A 20,965-nucleotide genomic window follows, 5' to 3' on the forward strand; every position below is an offset into this window, starting at 1 on the left:
TCCCTTGAGGGTCCCTAGTGGGCCACCGCGGCCGCGCCGTGCTCGTCGACGAGCGCGCCGGTGGTGAAACGGTCGAGCGAGAAGGGGGCGTTGAGGGCGTGGGGGGTGTCGTGGGCGATCGTGTGGGCGTAGACCCAGCCGACGCCCGGGGTGGCCTTGAAACCGCCGGTCCCCCAGCCGCAGTTCAGGTACAGGTTGTCCACCGGGGTGAGGCCGACGATGGGTGAGGCGTCGGGGCTCACGTCCACGATGCCTCCCCACGTGCGCAGCACATGGGCCCGCGCGAAGACCGGGAAGAGTTCCAGGGCCGCCGCCATCTGTTCCTCGATGATGTGGAACGCGCCGCGCTGCGTGTACGAGTTGTACGAGTCGATGCCCGCGCCCATCACCAACTCGCCCTTGTGCGCCTGGCTGACGTACACGTGCACCGCGTTGGACATCACCACCGTCGGATGCACGGGTTCGAGCAGTTCGGAGACCAGCGCCTGCAACGGGTGGCTCTGCAACGGGAGTTCGATGCCCGCCATCGCGGCCAGGACCGAGGTGTGGCCCGCCGAGCACAGGGCCACCTTGCCCGCCGCGATCGGGCCCAGGGTCGTCTGCACCCCGACCACCCTGCCGGCGACCACGTCCAGGCCGGTCACCTCGCAGTTCTGGATGATGTCGATGCCCGCCGCGTCCGCCGAGCGGGCCAGACCCCATGCCACGTGGTCGTGCTTCGCGATGCCCGCGCGCGGCTGGTAGGTGCCGCCCAGCACCGGATACCGCACGTCCGGCGAGATGTTGACGATCGGGCAGACTTCCCTGACCTGCTCGGCGTCCAGCCACTCCGCGTCCACGCCGTTCAGGCGGTTCGCCTCCACCCGGCGCACGCTGTCGCGGACGTCCTGGAGGCTGTGGGCCAGGTTCAGCACTCCGCGCTGGGAGAAGAGGATCGGGTAGTCCAGCTCCTCCTCCAGTCCCTCCCACAGCTTCAGGGCGTGCTCGTAGATGCCCGCGCTCTCGTCCCACAGGTAGTTGGAGCGGATGATCGTGGTGTTGCGGGCCATGTTGCCGCCCGCCAGCCACCCCTTCTCCAGCACGGCGACGTTGGTGATGCCGTGGTTCTTCGCCAGGTAGTGGGCGGTGGCGAGACCGTGTCCACCGCCGCCCACGACGATCACGTCGTACGAACGCTTCGGTTCGGGCGTACGCCACAGCCAGTCGGGATGCTCCGGCAGCTCGGCACCGGGGGTACGGGGGCTCATCGCGCGTCTCCGTCTTCTACGGTGAGTGGAGCACCCCAAAGGGGCGCGGGGCTGTGTCGATCTGCGGCTCCGCCGCGATGGGGGTCCCCCCGCTCGAGCGAAGCCGAGAGTGGGGGAGCGACCAGCCACAACGGCGCCGCAGCGAACCGACAGTCCGGCGCCGCCCTCCCAGCGGAGCGCCTACCCACGGAGGCGGGACATCGTCGGGTCGAACAAAGGCTCCTCGGCGACCACCGCCGCTACGCGCTGGTCGAAGTAGCCGATGTGCAACGTCGTTCCGGGGGTGGCCAGTTCGGCCGGGAGCCAGGCGTAGGCGATGCCCTTGCCGATCGTGTAGCCGTAGGCGGCGCTGGTGACGTAGCCGACGGACCGGTCGCCCTGGTACACCGGTTCCTTGCCCATGACGACCGACCGGGGGTCCTCGATCGTCAGGCAGGTGAGCTTCCGGCGTACGTCCGTCCTACGGCGTTCCAGTGCCGCCCTGCCGACGAAGTCGCCCTTGTCGAGCTTCACCGCGAAGCCGACGCCGGCCTCGTACGGGTCGTGCTCGTACGTCATGTCGGTGCCGAAGGAGCGGTAACCCTTCTCCAGGCGGAGGCTGTTGAAGGCGCCGCGGCCCGCCGCGATCCCGCCCAGCGGCTGCGCCGCCTGCCACAGGGTGTCCCAGAGTTTCTGGCCCTGGTCGGCGGTGGTGTACAGCTCCCAGCCGAGTTCGCCGACGTACGACAGGCGCATCGCCGTCACCGGAACGCTGCCGATGTAGGCGCGCTTGGCGCGGAAGTACTTCAGGCCGTCGTTCGAGAAGTCCTCGTCCGTCAGGGGCTGGAGGACCTTGCGGGCCAGCGGGCCCCACAGGCCGACGCAACACGTGCCCGGGGTGATGTCCCGGACCTGGACCGTCCCGTCGGCAGGGAGGTGGCGGGTGAACCAGTCGAGGTCCAGGTTGCCGTTGGCGCCCACCTGGAAGAGGTCGCGGCCGAGGCGGGCCACGGTGATGTCGCTGCGGATGCCGCCGTCGTGGTCCAGGAGCAGGGTGTACGTCACCGAGCCGACCGACTTGGCGACCTTGCTGGTCGTGAGGGATTCGAGGAAGGCGGCGGCACCCGGGCCCGTCACCTCCAGGCGCTTCAGGGCCGTCATGTCGTACATCGCGACCGTCTCGCGGGTCGCCTGGGCCTCCGCGCCGACGATCGGCGACCAGTACCGCGCCGCCCAGTCGTTCGGGGTGGGCACCGAACGGCCTTCCACCAAAGGGGCGTTGGCGTCGTACCACTGCGGGCGTTCCCAGCCGTTCGCCTCCAGGAAGAAGGCGCCCAGTTCCCGCTGACGGGTGTGGAAGGGGCTGGTGCGGATCGGGCGCGGGTGCCCGGACGGCTGGAGGGGGTGGAGGATGTCGTACACCTCCACGAAGTTCTGGCAGTCGCGGGCCAGGACGTACTCCGGGGACAGCTGGTGCGGCTCGAAGCGGTTGAGGTCGCACTCGTGCAGGTCGAAGGAGGAGCAGAAACCGTCGACCAGCAACTCGGCCATCGCCCTTCCCACGCCCGCCGAGTGGGTGACCCACACCGCCTCGGCGACCCAGAAGCCCTTGACGTCCGGGGACTCCCCGAGGAGTGGGAAGTTGTCGGTGGTGAAGGAGAACAGGCCGTTGATGCCCTCCTCGATCTTCGCGTCCTTCGTGGAGGGGAGCAGCGACTGCGTCTCCGTCCAGGCGTCCGCGAAGTCGTCCTCGGTGAACTTCAGGACCGAGGGCATCGCCCCGGCCGCGTCGGCCTCGTCGACGGAGAGGATGTCGTCGGCCGAGATCGGCATCGGGCGGTGGCCGTAGTAGCCGATACCGATGGCGTCGAAGCGGTCGCGGTAGTAGAGGTCGGCGTCCTGGTGGCGCAGGATCGGGCGGACCGCCTCCTCCGTCTGGCCCGCGAGGGCGGGGACCGGGCCGGTCCAGGCCAGTTGGTGGGCCAGGGGGGTGAGGGGGAGGCTGAGGCCGGCCATACGGGCGATCTTCGGGCCCCAGATGCCGGCGCAGCACACGACGATGTCGGCCGGGATCTCGCCCTCGGAGGTGAGGACGCCCGTGACGCGGCCGTCGGCCTGCTGGACGTCCAGTACCTCGTGGCGGGGCAGGAAGGTCACGCCTCGCCCGGTGGCCCGGCGGATCTGGGCTTCCACGGCGAGGACCGCTTTCGCCAGACCGTCCGTGGGGACCAGGAGGCCGCCCAGGACCCGGTCGCGGTTCAGCAGCGGGTGCTGCTGCGCGCACTCGTCGGCGGTCAGCAGGCGGGACTCGATGCCCCAGGCGGTGATCCAGCCGTGGCGGCGGTGCAGTTCGGTGAGGCGCTCGGGGGTGGTCGCCACTTCGAGGCCGCCGACCTGGAGGAAGCAGGGCTTGCCGTCGACGTCCAGGGAACAGAACTTCTCGACGGTGTAGCGGGCCAGCTCGGTCATCGTCCTGGACGAGTTCGTCTGGAAGACCAGGCCCGGGGCGTGCGACGACGATCCCCCGGTGGCGGGCAGCGGGCCCTGGTCGACCACGGTCACTTCGGTCCAGCCTCGCGCGGAGATCTCGTCCGCGAGTGCCGCGCCGACGACGCCCGCTCCGATGATGACCACTCGGGGTCCCGCCATCGCCGCACCTCCGGTTGAAAACCAGTCCAGGCCCTCAGCGTCAGTTGCTGTCTACGCAACATGACTCAGGTTGCGCAACTCAATGTGCCTGCCGTGCAGGTGGGTGTCAAGGGCCCGCCCCCAGCCCGTCCGGCGTTGAGGACGAGCGCGTTCAGCGCGATACGGGGGTTCGGGGGCAGCGCCCCGAGGATGGGAACGGGGTAAGGGCGGCGGGGGCGAAACACAGCGATGCCCGGCAGGCGGCGCACGCGTACGCGCACCACCCACCGGGCAGTCATGCTCAACTCACTTCACCTCAGGCACTACTTGATCCAGGCGTCCACCTTGGTGCGGTTGGCGTCGACCCACTTCTTCGCCGCCGCCTCGGGCGTCATCTTGTCCACGGCGATGTACTTGGCCACGGTGTTCTGGTCGTCGTTCGTCCAGGTGAAGTTCTTGACCAGGTCATAGGCGGGGCTGCCCGACTTGGCGAACTTGGCACTGACGATCTTGTCGAGCTTGTACACGGGGTAGTCGCACGCGACCTTCTCCGCGTCGGCGTCGCAACCCGCCTTGTACTCGGGCAGCTTGACCTTGACCAGGGGCACCTCGGCCATGAACCACTGGGGCTCGTAGAAGTAGCCGATCACCCATTCCTTGTTCTTCTCGGCCTTGCGGAAGGCCTGGATGAGCGCGGTCTCACTGCCCGCGTACACCACCTTGAAGTCCAGCTTCAGGTTCTTCACCAGCGCTTCGTCGTTTGTGACGAACGACGGGTCGCCGTCGAGGAGTTGGCCCTTGCCACCCGACTCGGAGGTCTTGAACTTCGCCGCGTACTTGTCGAGGTTGTTCCAGTCGGTGATGTCCGGGTGCGCCTTGGCCAGCCACGGCGGCACATACCAGCCGATCAGGCCTTCGTTGCCGGTCGCGCCGGCGTCGACAGCCGTCTTCTGGTCGGTGATGTACTTCTTCTTCAGGTCGTCGTGGCCCCAGTTCTCGATGACGGCGTCGACCTCGCCCGTCCCGAAGCCCTGCCAGGCGATCTCCTCCTTGAGGTCCTTCTTGGTGACCTTGCAGCCGAGGTCCTGCTCCGCGACGTACGCGACGACCGCCGCGTTCGCCTCGTAGCCGACCCACGGGTTGACCGCGAGGTTGAAGGTGCCGCACTTCCCCGAGGACCCTGCGGACCCGGAAGAGGAGGTGTCGGAGCCCGAGGAGTCGTCGCCGACCTTCGCGCCGCCGCAGGCGGTGAGGGTGAGGGCGAGGACGGCTGTGCCGACCGCGCCGGCTCTCCACTTCGTTGCTTGCCTTGCCATGGTGGGTTAGCTCCTTACGCGCTGGTACGCCGCGCCGCTGCCTGAGTGATCCGGTCGAACATGACTCCGAGAAGGACGATGGCCAGCCCCGCCGCCAGCCCCTTCCCGTACAGCTGCCCCTGCGAGAAGCCGGCCACGACGTCGTAGCCGAGGGCGCCCGCGCCTACCAGGCCGCCCACAACAACCATCGACAGCACGTAGATCAGACCCTGGTTGGTGGCCAGGGTCAGGGCGCCGCGTGCCATCGGCAGCTGGACCTTGGTGATGATCTGCCAGGTGTTGCACCCGGCGGAGGTGGCCGCTTCCACGGTGGTCGCGGGCACGTTCCGTATCCCGTCCGCGATGATCTTCATGGCGACGGGGGCCGCGTAGACGATGGCGGCGACGATCGCCGTGAAGCGGGTCGCGCCGAACAGGGCGAGGAACGGTACGAGGTAGACGAACGGCGGCATGACCTGCGCCGCGTCCAGGGTGGGCCGGACGAGCCGGTCGGCGAGCGGGCTGCGTCCCATCCAGACGCCGACCACGACGGCCAGCAGCATCGTCATGACCGTGGCCACGAGCGTGGACGCCAGTGTCGTCATGCTGTCCGACCAGACACCGGTGGCGACCAGCAGGCCGACGCACACCGCCGTGGTGACCCCGGACCGCCAGCCGCCGAGCACCACGCCGAGACCGACCAGGACCGCGCCGACGAGCCACCAGGGCGAGTCGGTGAGCAGGGTCTGGAACGGGTTGAGCAGGCCGTTGGTGAGGGCGTCACGGAAGGTGTTGGTGAGGCCCGACAGGTGGTCCTGCACCCAGGTGCTCGCGGTGTCGGCGCCGCTCGCGACGGAACTGCCGACACTGCCCTCGCCGGGGAACTCCGCCGCCCACACGTAGGTGTGCGACAGGTAGACGAGGACGGCGGTGACGGCCGCTCCCGCCACCACCAACTGCCGCCGCCTGGCGAGGAGTCGGCCGCCCGAGCGCCGGGCCGCCTCCTCGCGGACGCTCGCCGCGGTCGTGACCCGGTCGAGGACGATGGCCATGACGACGATGGCGAGGCCCGCGTTGAACGCCGTACCGACGTCGAGCGACTGGAGGGCCTGGATGACGGTCTTGCCGAGGCCGGGCGCGTCGATCAGGGCGGCGATGGTCACCATGGCGAGGGCGGCCATGATGGTCTGGTTGACGCCCATCACGACGGTCCGCTTCGACATCGGCAGCAGGACCTTCAGCAGCGACTGCCACCGGGTCGCGCCCAGCGAGTCGGCCGCCTCGACGGTGGTCTCCGGCACGGAACGGATGGCGTGCGCGGTGATACGGATCGCCGGCGGAGCCGCGTAGATGACGGTGGCGATGGTCGCGGAGGCGCCGCCGATGAGGAAGAACAGGGTCAGCGGGGCGAGGTAGACGAAGGTGGGCATCGTCTGCATGAAGTCCAGGAACGGCGTCATGATCCGGTGCACCCGGTCGGAGAGCCCCGCCCACACACCCAGCGGGATCGCGAACAGCAGCGCCACGAACACCGCGGAGAGCGTCAGGGCGAGCGTGTCCATGCTCTCCTGCCACAGGCCCTGGAGCCCGAAAAAGGTGAACCCGGCCACGGTCAGCAGCGCCACCCGCCAGTTGCCCACGGCCCAGGACACGAACCCGGCGATGCCGACGACGCCGAGCCACCCGATCTGCGGCAGGGGACGGGAGTCGGACGGCTGGGAGATCAGATGCTGGACGAAGGTCACCAGAGTGTCGATGACCAGGCGGATCTCGTTGAAGAAGTAGAGGAAGAGCGGGTTGGAGTTGCGGTTCGCGCCGATCGAGTCGTTGACGTCGTTCAGCCACCGGTGCAGATCGGTGAGATCCGCCGCCGCGAGCGTCAGGGTGTGCGTGCCGCGCAGTACGGCGAACAGCACCAGCCAGACGACCAGGATCGCCCCGACCACCATGCGCCGGCTGACCCGGCGTACGGCCGCGACGGGCACGGCGGCCTCCGGCACCGCGTCCTGAGGCTGCGGCGGCTCCGGCGTCGGGGGTTTCTCCATGGCGACGGTCATCGCGCGTCGCCTTTCTGTCCCTGCCCCGGTCCCTGCCCCTGCCCGGCGACTTCCTGTCCGGCGACGACCGCGAGGATCTCCTCGTCGCCGACGATGCCGAGCAGCTTGCCGTTCTCGACGACCTTGACCGGCTTCTCGGCGGCGAGGACGGCCCGGGTGGCTTCCCGTACGACGACGTCCGGACCCAGCTCGGGGCCGTCGAGGGCGTCACCGTCCACCGCCGGGCGCATGATCCAGCGCAGGGTGAGGACGTCGGCGCGCGGCACGTCCTTCACGAACTCGCGTACGTAGTCGTCGGCCGGGGCGCCCACCAGCTCGTCCCCCGTCCCGCACTGCACCATCTTGCCGTCGCGCATGATGAGGATGCGGTCGCCCAGTTTGAGCGCCTCGGAGAGGTCGTGGGTGATGAACACCATCGTCTTGCCGACCTCGTGGTGCAGCCGGATGACCTCGTTCTGCATGTCGCGGCGGATCAGCGGGTCGAGCGCCGAGAACGGCTCGTCGAAGAGGAGGACCTCCGGGTCGCCCGCCAACGCCCTTGCCAGGCCCACGCGTTGCTGCATACCGCCGGAGAGCTGGTCGGGGTAGGAGTTCTCGTACCCCGAGAGACCGACGAGCTCGACGACCTCCAGGGCCCGCTTCATCCGCTCGGCCCGGCCCATCCCGCGTATCTCAAGGCCGAAGGCGACATTGTCGACAACACGCCGATGAGGCAGCAGCCCGAAGTGCTGGAAGACCATGGAGAACTTCTGGCGGCGCAGTTCGCGCAGCCGCTTGTCGTCGGCGTCGCGGATGTTCTCGCCCTCGAAGACGATCTCACCGGCGGTGGGTTCGATCAGCCGGGTGAGACAGCGCACCAGGGTCGACTTGCCGGAACCCGACAGACCCATGACCACGAACACCTCGCCGGGCGCCACGTCGAAGTCGATGTCGCGAACGGCGGCGGTGCATCCCGTACGGTCCATCAGCTCGCGTCGGGTGAGCCCGCACAGCTCCTCCGACTCCGGCACCCGCTCGGCCTTCGGACCGAACACCTTCCACAGGCCGCGCACGGAGATGACCGGCGTGCCGTCCGAGTCCTGGGGCGTGCCGCGCCGCTGCGGCACCTCGGTCTGTACTGGGGTCACGATCGACCTCTTTTCGGCGTTCAGCCGCGGAACCAGTGCTGCGGCCGGGGTTGGATGTTCTGCCAGATGTGCTTGGGCTCTCGGTACTCGTCCAGGCCGCTCGGTCCCAGCTCCCGGCCCACACCCGAGTGCCCGAAACCACCCCATTCCGCCTGCGGCACATAGGGGTGGTAGTCGTTGATCCAGACGGTGCCGTGGCGCAGCCGCCGGGCGACCCGCTGGGCCTTCCCGGCATCCTGTGTCCACACGGCCCCGGCAAGTCCGTACTCGGTGTCGTTGGCGATGCGGACGGCGTCGTCCTCGTCCCCGTCCCTGAAGCGCTCCACGGTGAGCACGGGCCCGAAGGACTCCTCGTGCACCACCCGCATGTCCTGCGTGCACTCGTCGAGCACGGTCGGCGGGTAGTAGTGGCCGTCGGCGAGCGCGGGATCGTCCGGCCGCTCACCACCACAACGCAGCACGGCGCCCTCGGCGAGCCCGACCGCGACATACGCCTCGACCTTCTCCAGGTGCTGGGCGGAGATCAGCGCGCCGGTCTCGGCCTCGGCGTCGAAGGGTCCGCCGAGCCGGATCTGCCGGGCCCGCCGCACCACCTCGTCCACGAACCGGTCGTGGAGGGAGTCCTCGACGATGAGCCGCGCTCCGGCGGAACAGACCTGCCCGGAGTGCAGGAAGACGGCGGTGAGGGCGAAGTCCACGGCCGTCTCGAAGTCGGCGTCGGCGAACACGACGTTGGGGTTCTTGCCGCCGAGTTCCAGGGCCACCTTCTTCACCCCCGCGGCGGCGGTGGCCATGACGCGCTTGCCGGTCTCCAGGCCCCCGGTGAAGGAGACCATGTCGACGGCCGTGTCCTCGGAGAGCGGAGCGCCCACCTCGGGCCCGGCCCCCAGCACGAGGTTGCCGACACCGGCCGGCAGCCCGGCCTCGGCCAGCGCCTTCATGAGCAGGATCGAGGTGGAGGGGGTGAGTTCGCTCGGCTTGAGAACGATCGTGTTGCCGGCGAGGAGGGCCGGGGCGACCTTCCAACTGGCCTGCAGGAGGGGGTAGTTCCAGGGAGTGATGAGCCCGCAGACACCGATGGGCTCGTACACCACCCTGCTGACGGCGTCGTCGCGGCCGGTGTCGATCACGCGGCCGGCATCCGTGCCCCCGATCCCGCCGTAGTGGCGAAAACAGGAGACGACGTCGGCGATGTCGTACTCGCTCTCCACCAGTCGCTTGCCGGTGTCCAGCGACTCGGCGCGGGCGAACTCCTTGGCATCCCGCTCGATGAGATCCGCGGTGCGCAGAAGCAGTTGGCCGCGCTCCCGTTCGGGGGTACGCGGCCAGGGTCCTGTGTCGAAGGCACGGCGGGCGGCGGCGATCGCGGCCTCGGCGTCGGGACGTGTCCCCTCCGAGACGGTGGCGACGAGCCTCCCGTCGGCGGGACATCGTATGTCCCGGCGGCCACCGGCCACCGGCTCCCGCCATTCACCGTCCACATACAGGTCTGCCACGCGCCAAGCCTTTCCAGGGGAATTCGTTGCGCATCGTGCACCCAATTGCTTGTGGTGGAACACCCTCGCGAATGTGCAGACATACGTCAAGTAGTTGGCGGATGACGATTTCGACAGGGGCCCATCAGGGGCTCAGTAGGGGCTCAGCAGGACGGGCACAGCTACCCGGCAGCCCTTGACCGGAGCGGCCACCGAGCCGACCATGTTGCGTATCGCTCACCATGTTGTGCAATACGCACCAACGGAGGCCGACGTGTCCCCTAAGTTTCCTCGACCGGTACCTGGCAGTGAGTACGTCCTCACCCTCTCGTGTCCCGACAGCTCGGGACTGGTCCACGCCGTGAGCGGCTTTCTCGTCCGGAACTCGGGGAACATCCTGGAGAGCCAGCAGTTCGATGATCGTCTCCAGGGCCGTTTCTTCATGAGGGTCCACTTCGATGTTTCCGATCCGAACGCGGACCTGGAAAACCTGCGTTACCGATTCGGCCCCGTCGCCGAGGCCTACGGCATCTCCTGGACCCTGCGGGACGCGTCGACGCCGACCCGCACCCTGATCATGGTGTCCAGGTTCGGCCACTGCCTGAACGACCTGCTTTTCCGCCGCCGCACGGGTGGCCTGAACATCGAGATCCCGGCGATCGTCTCCAACCACCGCGACTTCGAGGGCCTGGCGGAGAGCTACGGCATCCCCTTCCACCACATCCCGGTGACCCGGGACACCAAGCCGGAGGCGGAGGCGCGACTGCTGGAGCTGGTACGGGAGCTGGACATCGACCTGGTGGTGCTGGCCCGCTATATGCAGGTCCTCTCCGACGACCTGTGCAAGGAACTGGAGGGGCGCGCGATCAACATCCACCACTCCTTCCTGCCCAGCTTCAAGGGCGCGCGCCCGTACGAGCAGGCCTACGACCGCGGGGTGAAACTCGTCGGCGCGACGGCGCACTATGTGACGTCCGACCTGGACGAGGGCCAGATCATCGAGCAGGACGTGGTACGGGTGGACCACTCGCTCGACCCCGGCGAACTGGTGACGGTGGGCCGGGACGTGGAGGCACAGGTACTGGCCCACGCGGTGAAGTGGCACAGCGAGAGCCGGGTGATGGTGGAGGGGAGCCGGACGGTGGTCTTCCGCTGAGCCCGGCTCGTATACGGCTCCTTTCCCACCCACCCGCCTGTCTCGGCATGTTCGCCGGTCACGTCGAAGGGGTGACCGTCCGCGCTTCGCGTCGCCGAACCATCAGCGGTATCCGGCGCCGAGGAGCCGAGCCGTGGCTTGGTTCGTGAGAGAAACGCGTTTGAGGGCGCGCGATAGGTTGCCCGCCATGACTGAATTGGGGTCCGTCGCCTGGCCGCCTGCCCCGATCAGGACCGAGCGGCTCGTGCTCCGCGAGTCCGAGGCCCGGGACCGTGCGGCGTTCATCGAGTTGTTCGCATCGCCGGAAGTGCTCACTTACCTCGGTGGTCCTCGATCACGTGACGAGCTCGAACGCGCCGTGCCTGAACTGCCCGGGCGGCGCCCTGGCCTTTTCGTGATCGAGCTCGACGGGTCGATGATCGGCACGACTACGTTCGATCGGCGCGACGCGGAGCGTCCGGGGCGCGTGCGTCCGGATGCCGGGGAGGCCGAGCTCGGCTATATGTTCCTGCCGGAGGCGTGGGGACGCGGGTATGCCGCCGAGGCGTGCGCGGCGGCGCTCGGCTGGTTCGCCGACGCGCTTCCCGGCGAGCCGGTGGTGCTCTGCACCCAGACCGCCAACAACCGCTCGATGCGCCTCGCGGCGAAGCTGGGCTTCACCGAGGTGCAACGATTCGAGGAGTGGGGTGCCGAACAGTGGTTCGGTGTGTGGTCCCTGGCCACACCGCCCCCGGCGCCTTGAGGTCTGCGGCCAGTGTCGCCATACCCACGAGCGGGTCGTCAGAGTAGAGGCCAGCGTCGTGACTGACGGCCGGCCGCCCTCGCTGCCCCTTCTTACGGTTGGCGTCCTGGTTCACCCGACGCAAGTCCGCTCGGCTGGTTGAGTGGAAACTCAGTTGAGACGTGCGAACCAGGAGAGTTCAAGGCATGGGAACAGGTGCGCACGACGGACCGCTTCCGGCAACAGCCGCACGTGGGCAGCGAGTTCTCGACCTTCCATCACGGCCGAGTCGAGGCGTCAGGCCACACCGGCTGCGTCGGGCCAACCGGGAGAACGACGGAGTCCTGCCGGGGAGTGTCCATGAATCGGGCGAAGTCGGCGAGCGCGTGGAAGTCGTTCTCGCGCAGTCCGATTCGGGGGTTGACGTGGTGCAGAAGTCCAGGGCCTCGGTGGTGGGCGGTCACGTACGACTGGTCCAGATCACTCTGTTCGTCGTCCACCCAGGCAAAGGGGCGGCCGTCGGCGTAGTCCACCAAAGGACCGGTCTTCCAGTGGACTCCGTCCGGGCGTTCTCGAAACAAGGCGTCGCCGAAGTCGACGAAGGGGAGGTCGGGAAGGCCGAGCACCGGGGCGATCCACCGGTTGGCCTGGTCCATCCATGTGGTGGCCCAGCACAGCTCATAGCCGAGCTGGAGCAGGTGCCGCCCGTGCTCTGGGTTGAGCCAGACCCGCAAGGGTCGCCGCCGCGCCGAGAGTTGTCCGTGTTCGCCTGAAGTTCCGCCGTCCTGGGGCACTCTGAGTGTGGTGTAGCCGTCGGGGCGCTTCTCCGGCTTGGCCGCATAGGGGTTGAGTGGCCCGTCCACGTCGAGGAACAGCAGTGGTCGGTTCACGGTCTCCCCCGGTTCTGTTCAACACCGGCTGCGCGGTGGAAGCGTATCTGCAGCGATCGCCTCGGCCTCGGCCTGGTTTGATCTGATGATCCTGATCCCGGCGTGACGGGTGTGATCACGTCATCGGAGCCGTCCTCGATAGCCCCCGTCACCGGGCTGGAACCGCGCTGTTTCGGCAAGTTGGTGACCACCCTGCGGCGCACCGGGGCAGACGCGGTCCGCCGGGGCCGACCGTAGAGGTTCCGCAGGGACACCGTACTCACTGTGGACGGCACCCCTGGTTCTCACCCGCGACCAATCGGTGGCCGCGCATGCCAACCGAAGATCCTGCCGACTGCCGCCTCAAAGGCGAGGCGTCCACCACACCGTGCTCGCTCGACACTCAGGTCCATGGCGAGTGTCGCCGGCCTCCGCCTTCGTACTCATACAGCGAGTCGTCCAGAACCGTCGTGACGACATGACGAAGGTTCCGGCAGGCGGGCATGACCGCAAAGGGCAGGTCTGCGGGAGCCGTCAACTCTTCGACCAAGGAGAAGACATGCACAGCATCCGCCGGATCTTCAGCGTGGGAACGGCCGCGTTCGTACTCGGGGCAGGGCTTCTGGCCGGTTCCTCCGGCGCGGCTCAGGCTGCGGCGTCCGACTGCACGGGAGGCGCCAACGGTTTCACCGACATCCCCGACAGTCTCAGCGGCCGGGGTGTGGCGGGGGCGGGAGCGCTGGTGATCAGCGATCCCCACGCCGTCGCCTCGTGGGCGATGCAGTCCGGCACCGTCGGCGGCAGACAGATGGGGTGGGGCGTCCTGAGCACCGGAGGAGCCGGCGATTGGGGACCCCGTGTCAGGGCCAGCGTCTGGATGTATGTCACCAACGACAACAAAGCGACGACGATCCTGTGCGGCCCGTTCGAGGTGCAGTCGGCCGGCACCAGGATCACGACCCCGGCCTACCCGACCAGTAGCTCGGCGAGCCGGGCCTTCCAGGTCTGCGCGGTCCTCTCCAGCCCCGGAGAGATCGCCGGCGCCACCTGCAGTCCCTGGTGGTAGGCCGTCGCCAGGAAACCCGCGCAAGTCAGCGCACGTCACCCATGCCTGGGAACAGGAGCTGTCCGTAAGCCTCTTGGCTTGGACCCGGACACCATCCGCGTACCGATCAGCGGGGTTGACCGGTCGAACGGGAGCCTGATCATCGGGTGATCGCAGCGGAGGCGGCGCATGAGGGCAGGGCCTCTCGGTAGCTCGGGGATGCGAACCGAACCGAGCAGCACACCGAGCAGTACCAGGAGGCCCTGTCGGCGCGGTTGTACGCGCTCACGCACGCTGGTCTCAACTCGGCTGCTCATGTTCGGTGGAGAGATACAGCTTCTCAGCCGCCCAACCGATCCAGCACAGCCCGGCGCCACCGCTCCGTCTCCGCGACCTGGTTGAACGTGAACAGGTGCAACCCCGCCACCCCCGCGCCCGGCGCCGTAAGCACCCCCTCCACCCGCGATAGCAGCCGCTCCGGCGAGTACCCCCCGGGCGCCGCGAAGCGCAGGAACCACGACGCGTGCTTCGTCAGGAACCGCGTGGACTCGCCCACCCCGATCTTCGTCGCCATGGACAGCAGCTTCGCCCGCTCCACAGGCCCCGCGACCCCCACGTACACGGGCAGCGCGACATCCCGGCGCCGCACCCGACCGACCCACTCCCCCAGCACGCGCGCGTCGAAGCACAGGTTGCTGACGATGTACGTCGCGTGCTCGCGCTTGTCCCACATGGCCTGGACGGTGACGTCGTCGTGGATGAGCGGATGGCTCTCCGGGTATCCGGTGATGCCGACCCGCGTGAACGGACTGCCCAGCTCACCGAGCCTGCGCAGCACCGGCAGGGCACCCTCGTAGGCCCCGGCCGGAGGATCCGCGTCCCCCGCCGGCACGAAGACGTCCTCCACCCCCACCCCCCGCAACCGGTCGACGACGTCCTTCAGATGCGTGTCGTCCCGCAGCAGCCGCGCGGGAACATGCGGAACCACCCGGTACCCCTGCGCCGCCAGCCGACCCGCGAGGTCGAGCGTCGGCTCCAGCCCCTTGACCGGCGACGCCGTCACGGTGACGACGACCTCGCGCGGAACGTGGGCGAGAACCTTCTCCTCGGTCGACTTGGCGGGCAGCACCTCGTAGCGGACGCGCTCCAGCAGCGCCCTCAGCCCTGAGGCACCCAACGTCTCCCCCTACCCGGCCTGCTGGGCGTCGGCGTCACGGTGGCGGTAGTACGCGGCCTTGGAAGCCGGCAGCGGCTGCTTGCCGAGGATGAGATCGGCGGCCTTCTCGGCGATCATCATCACCGGCGCGTAGATGTTCCCGTTGGTGACGTAGGGCATCACCGACGCGTCGACGACCCGCAGGCCCTCCACCCCGTGCACCCGCATACTCTCCGGATCGACCACAGCCATCTCGTCCGCCGAGGGCCCCATCTTGCAGGTGCAGGACGGGTGCAGGGCCGTCTCGCCCTCCTTGGCGACCCAGTCGAGGATCTCCTCGTCCGTCGTCACCTTCGCTCCCGGGGAGACCTCGCCGTCGTTGTAGGGGGCAAGGGCGGGCTGGCTGAGGAGCTTGCGCGCCACCCGGATCGCCTCGACCCACTCCCGTCGGTCCTGCTCGGTGGAGAGGTAGTTGAAGCGCAGCGCCGGATGCTCGCGCGGGTCCCTGCTCTTGATCTTCACCGAGCCGATGGCGTCGGAGTACATGGGGCCCACGTGCACCTGGTAGCCGTGGCCGCCGGCCGGGGACGAGCCGTCGTAGCGGACGGCGATGGGCAGGAAGTGGAACATCAGGTTGGGGTAGTCGACGTCCTCGTTGCTGCGCGCGAAGCCCCCGGCCTCGAAGTGGTTCGTGGACGCCGGTCCCTTGCGGAACAGCCACTGCAGGCCGATGAAGGGGGCGCGCCACTTCGCCATGTACGGCTGCATGGACACCGGCTGCTTGCAGGCGTACTGGACGTACACCTCCAGGTGGTCCTGCATGTTCTCGCCGACGCCCGGGAGGTCGTGGACGACGTCGACACCGAGAGCGCTCAGCTCCTCCGCGTTGCCGACGCCCGACAGCTGGAGCAGCTGCGGGGAGTTGATCGCGCCGCCGCAGAGGATGACCTCCTTGGCGCGTACCTGCTGGAGCGCGCCCTTGCCGCGCTGGTACTCGACACCGACGGCCCGCTTGCCCTCGAAGAGGACGCGGGTGACGAGGGCGCGCGTCTTGACCGTGAGGTTGGGACGCTTCCGGACGGGCTTGAGGTACGCCTTGGACGCCGAGAGCCGGCGCCCCCGGTGGACGTTGCGGTCGAACTTGGCGAAGCCCTCCTGCCGGTACCCGTTGACGTCGTCGGTGGGCGCGTACCCCGCTTCCTCGGTGGCCTTGAGGAAAGCGCCGAAGAGGGGGTTGGTGGCCGGGCCGCGTTCGAGGACGAGGGGGCCGTCGTGGCCGCGGAACTCGTCGTCCGGGTCGGCGGCGAGACAGTTCTCCATGCGCCGGAAGTACGGCAGACAGTGCGCGTAGTCCCAGCTCTCCATGCCGGGGTCGGCCGCCCAGCGCTCGTAGTCCATGGGGTTTCCGCGCTGGAAGATCATGCCGTTGATGCTGCTGGAGCCGCCGAGCACCTTGCCGCGCGCGTGGTAGACGCGTCGGCCGCCCATGTGAGGCTCGGGCTCGGACTCGTACTTCCAGTCGTAGAAACGGCTGCCGATGGGATAGGTCAGCGCCGCGGGCATGTGGATGAAGACGTCCCACGGGTAGTCGGGCCGGCCGGCCTCCAGGACCAGCACCCGGTTCGCCGGGTCCGCCGAGAGCCTGTTCGCAAGTGCGCTGCCGGCCGATCCGCCGCCGACGATGACGAAGTCGTATTGCAGGGGAGCCATGATGTCTCGTCTCGCTCGCGCCGTAGATACGCGAGGCATGCTAATCCAGTAGCGCCATACGCACCAGGTTGCGGGACGCGCAACATGCAAGCTCTTGGTTTCCGGGCTGTTACTTGCAATGGCGTTGTTTACTGCGCGTATAGTTTCGCCGTGAGCAACCACAGCACAGACACCGAAACGTCCAATTCACAGGCCGGCGGAGTGCAGTCGGTCGACCGCGCGATCAGCGTCCTGGAGATTCTCGCCCAGCGCGGCGAGGCAGGCGTCAGCGAGGTCGCCGCCGAGATCGATGTTCACAAATCCACCGCTTTCCGGCTGCTCGGCGCCCTGGAGGCGCGCGGTCTGGTGGAGCAGGCGGGCGAGCGCGGCAAGTACCGGCTCGGCTTCGGCATCGTGCGGCTGGCCGGCGCGGTGACGGGCAGTATCGACATCACCCAGCAGGGCCGCCCGGTCTGCGAGCAGCTCGCCGAGGAGATCGGCGAGACCGTCAACATCGCCGTGATGCAGGAGCACTACGCCGTCAACCTGTTCGAGGCACGCGGCCCCGGCGCCGTCAGCGCGTACAACTGGGTCGGCCAGCTGACCCCGCTGCACGCCACCTCCAGCGGCAAGATCCTGCTGGCCCACCTGCCCACGAAGGAGCGCGCCGCGCTGCTGAACGGGGCCGGGCTGAAGAAGGTGACCCCGCACACGATCACCGCGAAGACCAAGCTGGAGAAGGATCTCGGGGAGGCGCGGGAGCGGGGGTACGCGTGGACGCGGGAGGAGCTGGAGCTCGGCCTGCACGCGATGGCCGCGCCGATCCGCGACCACACCGGGACGGTTGTCGCGGCGGTGAGTGCGTCCGGGCCCTCTTACCGGTTCACGGAGGAGCGGTTGCATGAGCTGGCTCCGGTGCTGGTGAAGGGGGCGGCGGAGATCAGTCACCGGATGGGGTATCTGGGGTGAGTTCGTCGAGTGCGGGTCTGGGGGCTTGTCGCGCAGTTCCCCGCGCCCCTTGAAGGAGGGCTGCGCCCCCTTTAAGGGCGTGTACCCAGGCGCTCGTTGACCCAGTCGTGGAACGCCCCGATGTGGTGCTCACTCGGAACCAGGACGCCCCCCTTCGCGTACAGCCGGGAGTGCATCCCGGGCTGGGTGCGCTCGCAGGCCTCGAAGTCCTGGCGGTTGACCCGGTCGAAGAGCTCCACGGACCGGCTGACGTCCTTGCCGCTCTCGACGACGTGCGGGAGATACAGCCAGTCGCACTCGACGATCGTGCGGTCGGCGGCCACCGGGTACATGCGATGGAAGATCACGTGGTCGGGTACGAGGTTGATGAACACCTGCGGTCTGACGGTGATCGCGTAGTAGCGGCGGTCCTGGTCCTCGGCGACACCCGGGATGCGGTCCAGTCCCTCGGAGCCGTCGATGGTGAAACCCTGGACCTCCCCACCGAACTCGGCGCCGTGGCCGACGTAGTACTGGGCGGCGTAGCCGTCGGCGAACTCGGGGAGCACCTCGGTGAGTTCGGGGTGGATCGTGGCGCAGTGGTAGCACTCCATGAAGTTCTCGATGATGAGCTTCCAGTTGGCCTTCACGTCGTAGACGATCCGTTTGCCGACCGAGAGGTTGTCGATGTCGTAGTGCTCGATCGACTCGACGTCACCGAGCCGGCCGATGACCTCGCCGATGACGTCCTCCTCGAAGGAGGGCGGGTTCTCCGCGAGGCAGACCCAGACATAGCCGAGCCATTCCCGGACGGCCACGCTCACCAGGCCGTACTCGGTACGCCCGACGTCGGGCATCTTGGTCAGGTTGGGCGCGGCGACGAGCTTGCCGTCCAGGCCGTACGTCCAGGCGTGGTAGGGACACTGGAAAGCCCGCTTGACCTCGCCGGACTCCTCGGTGCAGAGCTTGGCGCCACGGTGCCGGCAGACGTTGAAGTAGGCGCGGATCGAGTTGTCCCGCGCCCGCGTCACGAGGATGCTCTCGCGGCCCACGTCGACGGTCCGGAAGGCACCGGGCTTCGCCAGTTCGGAGGCGCGCGCGACACAGAACCACATGGTCTCGAATATGCGCTCCTGCTCCTGGGCGAAGATCCCCGCGTCCGTGTAGGAGGAGCCGGGCAGGGTCGCGATCAGACTGTCGGGCAGGCTGGTCGAGGTCACGGTGCACTCCTCGGAGAAACGTCGTGGTCGTGTGGATCGGTCAACCGGATATGACGTAGCGCCCCGCAGGGGCGCGCACGTCAGAGGCGCGGGGCTGTATCTGATCTGCGGCTCCGCCACGATGGGGGTCCCCCCGGTCGGGCGAAGTCGAGAGTGGGGAAGCGACCAGCCCCCACCGGGCCAGCAGCCGAAATCACCGCACCCCCGGAAGAGCCAACTGCTTCCGCCACCGCACAAAAAGCCGGGGCTGATTCATCCCAAGAACGGCAACCGGCTCCCCGCCCCGCCGATAAACAGCCAGGACGTTACGGTCGCCCACGGCCCCTTCCTCGACCGTCACACTGTCAGCGACACCCGCGTGACCGACGAACTGGATCTTCACCCCGTACTGATCGGACCAGAAATAAGGCGGCCGGGGCACCCCCGCCTCCACCGCACCCCCGGCCAACAAGGCAGCCACGGCAGCAGCGGGACGCTCCATCGCACCGGTCCAGTGCTCGACCCGGCGATGGGTCCCCGTCCGGGGGTCGTACCAGTTGGCGCAGTCGCCGACCGCGACCACACCGGCCAGGCTGGTGCGGCCGTCGGCGCCGCACTTGACGCCGTTCTCAAGGGCGACGCCGGACCCCGCCAGCCAGTCGACGCAGGGCCGCGCGCCCACCCCGACGACGACGATGTCGGCGGGAACACCGCGCCCGTCCGCCAGCAGAACGGCCTCTACCCGGCGCTCCCCGCTCAGCCCCTTGACCCCGACCCCGCACATCAGCCGTACGCCGTGGTCCGCGTGGAGACCGGAGACGACGGCACCCATGGTCTCGCCGAGCGGTCCGGCGAGCGGGGTGGGGGCGGCCTCGATCACCGTCACGTCGAGGCCGAGGGCGTACGCGGTGGAGGCGACCTCGGCGCCGATGAAGCCGCCGCCGATCACCACCAGCCGTCCGCCACGGGCCAGTTCGTCGCGCAGGGCGCGGGCGTCGTCGAGGGTGCGCAGGGTGTGCACGCCGGCCAGTCCGTCGGCACCCGGCAGGGTGCGGGCGGCGGCGCCGGTCGCGATGACGACTCCGTCGGCGCGGACGTCCCGGCCGTCGGCGAGGCGGACGGACCGGTCGGTGCGGTCGAGGCCGGTCGCGCGGGTGCCGAGCAGCCACTCGGCGCGCAGGTCCTCGCCGTCCGTCTCCAGTCCGAGATCCGCCTCGCCGAGGGTTCCGGCCAGGAACTCCTTGGACAAGGGCGGCCTGTCGTACGGGCGGTGGGCCTCGTCGCCGATGAGGACCAGCCGTCCGTCGTACCCCTGTGTGCGCAGGGAGCGCGCCGCCGACAGTCCTGCCAGTGAGGCGCCCACCACGGCCACCGTCCTCACGCGGGACCCCCGGCGAGCCGGGACGCGATACAGGGCGGCAGGTTGGGGGCGTCCGTGGACACCCGTACATGGATCATGCCGTCCTCGACGACGATCTCGTGCGTCCGCACCGGCAGCCTGGCCGGCGGGGAGTCGACCGCACCGGTGCGCAGGTCGAACTTCGAGGCGTGCAGCGGGCATTCCACCTCGCAGCCCTCCAGCCAGCCGTCGGCGAGCGAGGCATCCTGGTGGGTGCAGGTGTCGTCGATGGCGAAGACCTCGCCGTCGTCGGTGTGGAACACCGAGACGGGCGGGTCGATGTCGAGCCGGAAGGCCTCACCTCGCGGGAGATCCGCGAGACGGCACGCGGGAATCATCATGACACCTCGGTGCGTATAGCGAAACGGATTGCGGTAAGCGCAACGCCAGTTTGAGGGCGCCCTGAACCCTTGTCAAGAAGTCCAGAAGGCCGGGATGAGCCAATACACGGGTTGCGCCCTGAACAACGCAACGCATATTGCACAACCAAAAACCAAGCGAGCCCGATGCCTGTCCGAGCGCGTCAGGGCAGCTCGGGCAGGCATCGGGCAGGCATCGGGCAGCAACGCCCCCACTCCGGGGGCGTACGGATCGCCGGAGGGCCCGGACGGCCCGGACGGTCAGAAACCGCGGTCGATCCACTCCTGGAGGTGCGGGGCCTCGGCGGCGACGGTTGTCGTGTCCCCGTGCCCGGTGTATACGACGGTGTCGCCGGGCAGGGTCAGCAGCCGGTCGCGGATCGAGTCGACGATGGTCGGGAAGTGGGAGTAGGAGCGACCGGTGGCCCCGGGGCCACCCGCGAAGAGGGTGTCACCGCCGAAGAGGGCGCTCAGGGCGGGTGCGTACAGGCAGACCGCGCCCGGGGCATGGCCGGGAGTGTGCAGCACGGTAAGCCCGACCCCGGCGACCGTCAGCACCTGGCCGTCGGTCAGCCAGGCGTCGGGTTCCCGGTCCGGGTGGGTCTGCTTCCACAGG

General features: G+C 68.8%; 17 protein-coding genes and 1 pseudogene. 5 read left to right on the top strand and 13 right to left on the bottom strand.

All coding sequences use genetic code 11. The features are described 5' to 3' along the window. Nucleotides 1-14: 14 nt before the first annotated feature. From IEY89_RS21085 to IEY89_RS21110, 6 genes are all read right to left on the bottom strand, one after another. The gene (locus tag IEY89_RS21085) at nt 15-1,247 is read right to left on the bottom strand and encodes a sarcosine oxidase subunit beta family protein (protein WP_189149000.1); all 1,233 of its coding nucleotides are present in this window, start codon (nt 1,245-1,247) and stop codon (nt 15-17) included. 180 nt (nt 1,248-1,427) lie between these two features. Further along, the gene (locus IEY89_RS21090; protein WP_189149001.1) at nt 1,428-3,875 is read right to left on the bottom strand and encodes a GcvT family protein; all 2,448 of its coding nucleotides are present in this window, start codon (nt 3,873-3,875) and stop codon (nt 1,428-1,430) included. A gap of 302 nt (nt 3,876-4,177) precedes the next feature. Further along, a complete protein-coding gene (locus tag IEY89_RS21095; RefSeq protein WP_189149002.1) occupies nt 4,178-5,170 on the bottom strand; it encodes an ABC transporter substrate-binding protein in 993 nt (330 codons plus the stop codon). A gap of 14 nt (nt 5,171-5,184) precedes the next feature. Then, nucleotides 5,185-7,206, bottom strand: coding sequence for an ABC transporter permease (locus IEY89_RS21100; RefSeq protein WP_189149003.1), 2,022 nt, complete (start codon nt 7,204-7,206; stop codon nt 5,185-5,187). After that, nucleotides 7,203-8,333 carry a quaternary amine ABC transporter ATP-binding protein gene (locus IEY89_RS21105; RefSeq protein ID WP_189149004.1) on the bottom strand — a complete coding sequence of 377 codons (1,131 nt, stop codon included), beginning with the start codon at nt 8,331-8,333 and terminating at the stop codon, nt 7,203-7,205. Before IEY89_RS21105 ends, IEY89_RS21100 begins: the two co-directional genes overlap by 4 nt. A 20-nt stretch (nt 8,334-8,353) precedes the next feature. Continuing rightward, nucleotides 8,354-9,829: an aldehyde dehydrogenase family protein gene (locus IEY89_RS21110; protein ID WP_189149005.1), complete on the bottom strand. Its 1,476-nt coding sequence runs from the start codon at nt 9,827-9,829 to the stop codon at nt 8,354-8,356. Between the two features lie 253 nt (nt 9,830-10,082). Between IEY89_RS21110 and purU the strand changes: the two genes are divergently transcribed. After that, nucleotides 10,083-10,964: a formyltetrahydrofolate deformylase gene (purU, locus tag IEY89_RS21115; RefSeq protein WP_189149006.1), complete on the top strand. Its 882-nt coding sequence runs from the start codon at nt 10,083-10,085 to the stop codon at nt 10,962-10,964. Nucleotides 10,965-11,151: 187 nt separating this feature from the next. Continuing rightward, nucleotides 11,152-11,706: a GNAT family N-acetyltransferase gene (locus IEY89_RS21120; RefSeq protein ID WP_189149031.1), complete on the top strand. Its 555-nt coding sequence runs from the start codon at nt 11,152-11,154 to the stop codon at nt 11,704-11,706. Between the two features lie 257 nt (nt 11,707-11,963). Here the strand turns inward: IEY89_RS21120 and IEY89_RS21125 are convergent, their stop codons facing one another. Further along, a complete protein-coding gene (locus IEY89_RS21125) occupies nt 11,964-12,575 on the bottom strand; it encodes a hypothetical protein (RefSeq protein WP_189149007.1) in 612 nt (203 codons plus the stop codon). A 102-nt stretch (nt 12,576-12,677) separates the two neighbouring features. Between IEY89_RS21125 and IEY89_RS41935 the strand changes: the two are divergent. After that, nucleotides 12,678-12,809 (top strand): annotated as a pseudogene (locus IEY89_RS41935) (IS5/IS1182 family transposase); the annotation flags it as partial. A gap of 304 nt (nt 12,810-13,113) precedes the next feature. Beyond that, nucleotides 13,114-13,620, top strand: coding sequence for a hypothetical protein (locus tag IEY89_RS21135; RefSeq protein ID WP_189149033.1), 507 nt, complete (start codon nt 13,114-13,116; stop codon nt 13,618-13,620). A gap of 319 nt (nt 13,621-13,939) precedes the next feature. Here IEY89_RS21135 and IEY89_RS21140 read toward each other — a convergent pair whose 3' ends face one another. Continuing rightward, nucleotides 13,940-14,776, bottom strand: a complete 837-nt coding sequence (locus tag IEY89_RS21140; protein ID WP_189149008.1) for a methylenetetrahydrofolate reductase — start codon at nt 14,774-14,776, stop codon at nt 13,940-13,942. 9 nt (nt 14,777-14,785) lie between these two features. Further along, on the bottom strand, nt 14,786-16,465 hold the full coding sequence (gene betA, locus IEY89_RS21145; protein ID WP_189149009.1) for a choline dehydrogenase: 1,680 nt from the start codon (nt 16,463-16,465) through the stop codon (nt 14,786-14,788). A 201-nt stretch (nt 16,466-16,666) separates the two neighbouring features. Between betA and IEY89_RS21150 the strand changes: the two genes are divergently transcribed. Further along, nucleotides 16,667-17,413 (top strand): IclR family transcriptional regulator, encoded by a 747-nt coding sequence (locus tag IEY89_RS21150; RefSeq protein ID WP_189149032.1) that lies wholly within the window; start codon nt 16,667-16,669, stop codon nt 17,411-17,413. 71 nt (nt 17,414-17,484) lie between these two features. Here IEY89_RS21150 and IEY89_RS21155 read toward each other — a convergent pair whose 3' ends face one another. From IEY89_RS21155 to IEY89_RS21170, 4 genes are all read right to left on the bottom strand, one after another. Continuing rightward, a complete protein-coding gene (locus tag IEY89_RS21155; RefSeq protein WP_189149010.1) occupies nt 17,485-18,612 on the bottom strand; it encodes an aromatic ring-hydroxylating oxygenase subunit alpha in 1,128 nt (375 codons plus the stop codon). A 193-nt stretch (nt 18,613-18,805) separates the two neighbouring features. Next, complete coding sequence (locus tag IEY89_RS21160) at nt 18,806-19,972, bottom strand: NAD(P)/FAD-dependent oxidoreductase (RefSeq protein ID WP_189149011.1); 1,167 nt, start codon at nt 19,970-19,972, stop codon at nt 18,806-18,808. Beyond that, nucleotides 19,969-20,331 carry a bifunctional 3-phenylpropionate/cinnamic acid dioxygenase ferredoxin subunit gene (locus tag IEY89_RS21165; protein ID WP_189149012.1) on the bottom strand — a complete coding sequence of 121 codons (363 nt, stop codon included), beginning with the start codon at nt 20,329-20,331 and terminating at the stop codon, nt 19,969-19,971. The genes IEY89_RS21160 and IEY89_RS21165 overlap by 4 nt, the downstream gene beginning before the upstream one ends. Before the next feature lie 279 nt (nt 20,332-20,610). Continuing rightward, the coding region (locus IEY89_RS21170) for an MBL fold metallo-hydrolase (protein WP_189149013.1) at nt 20,611-20,965 on the bottom strand (355 nt) is incomplete at its 5' end.

This window comes from Streptomyces lacrimifluminis (assembly GCF_014646095.1).
Classification (GTDB): domain Bacteria; phylum Actinomycetota; class Actinomycetes; order Streptomycetales; family Streptomycetaceae; genus Streptomyces; species Streptomyces lacrimifluminis.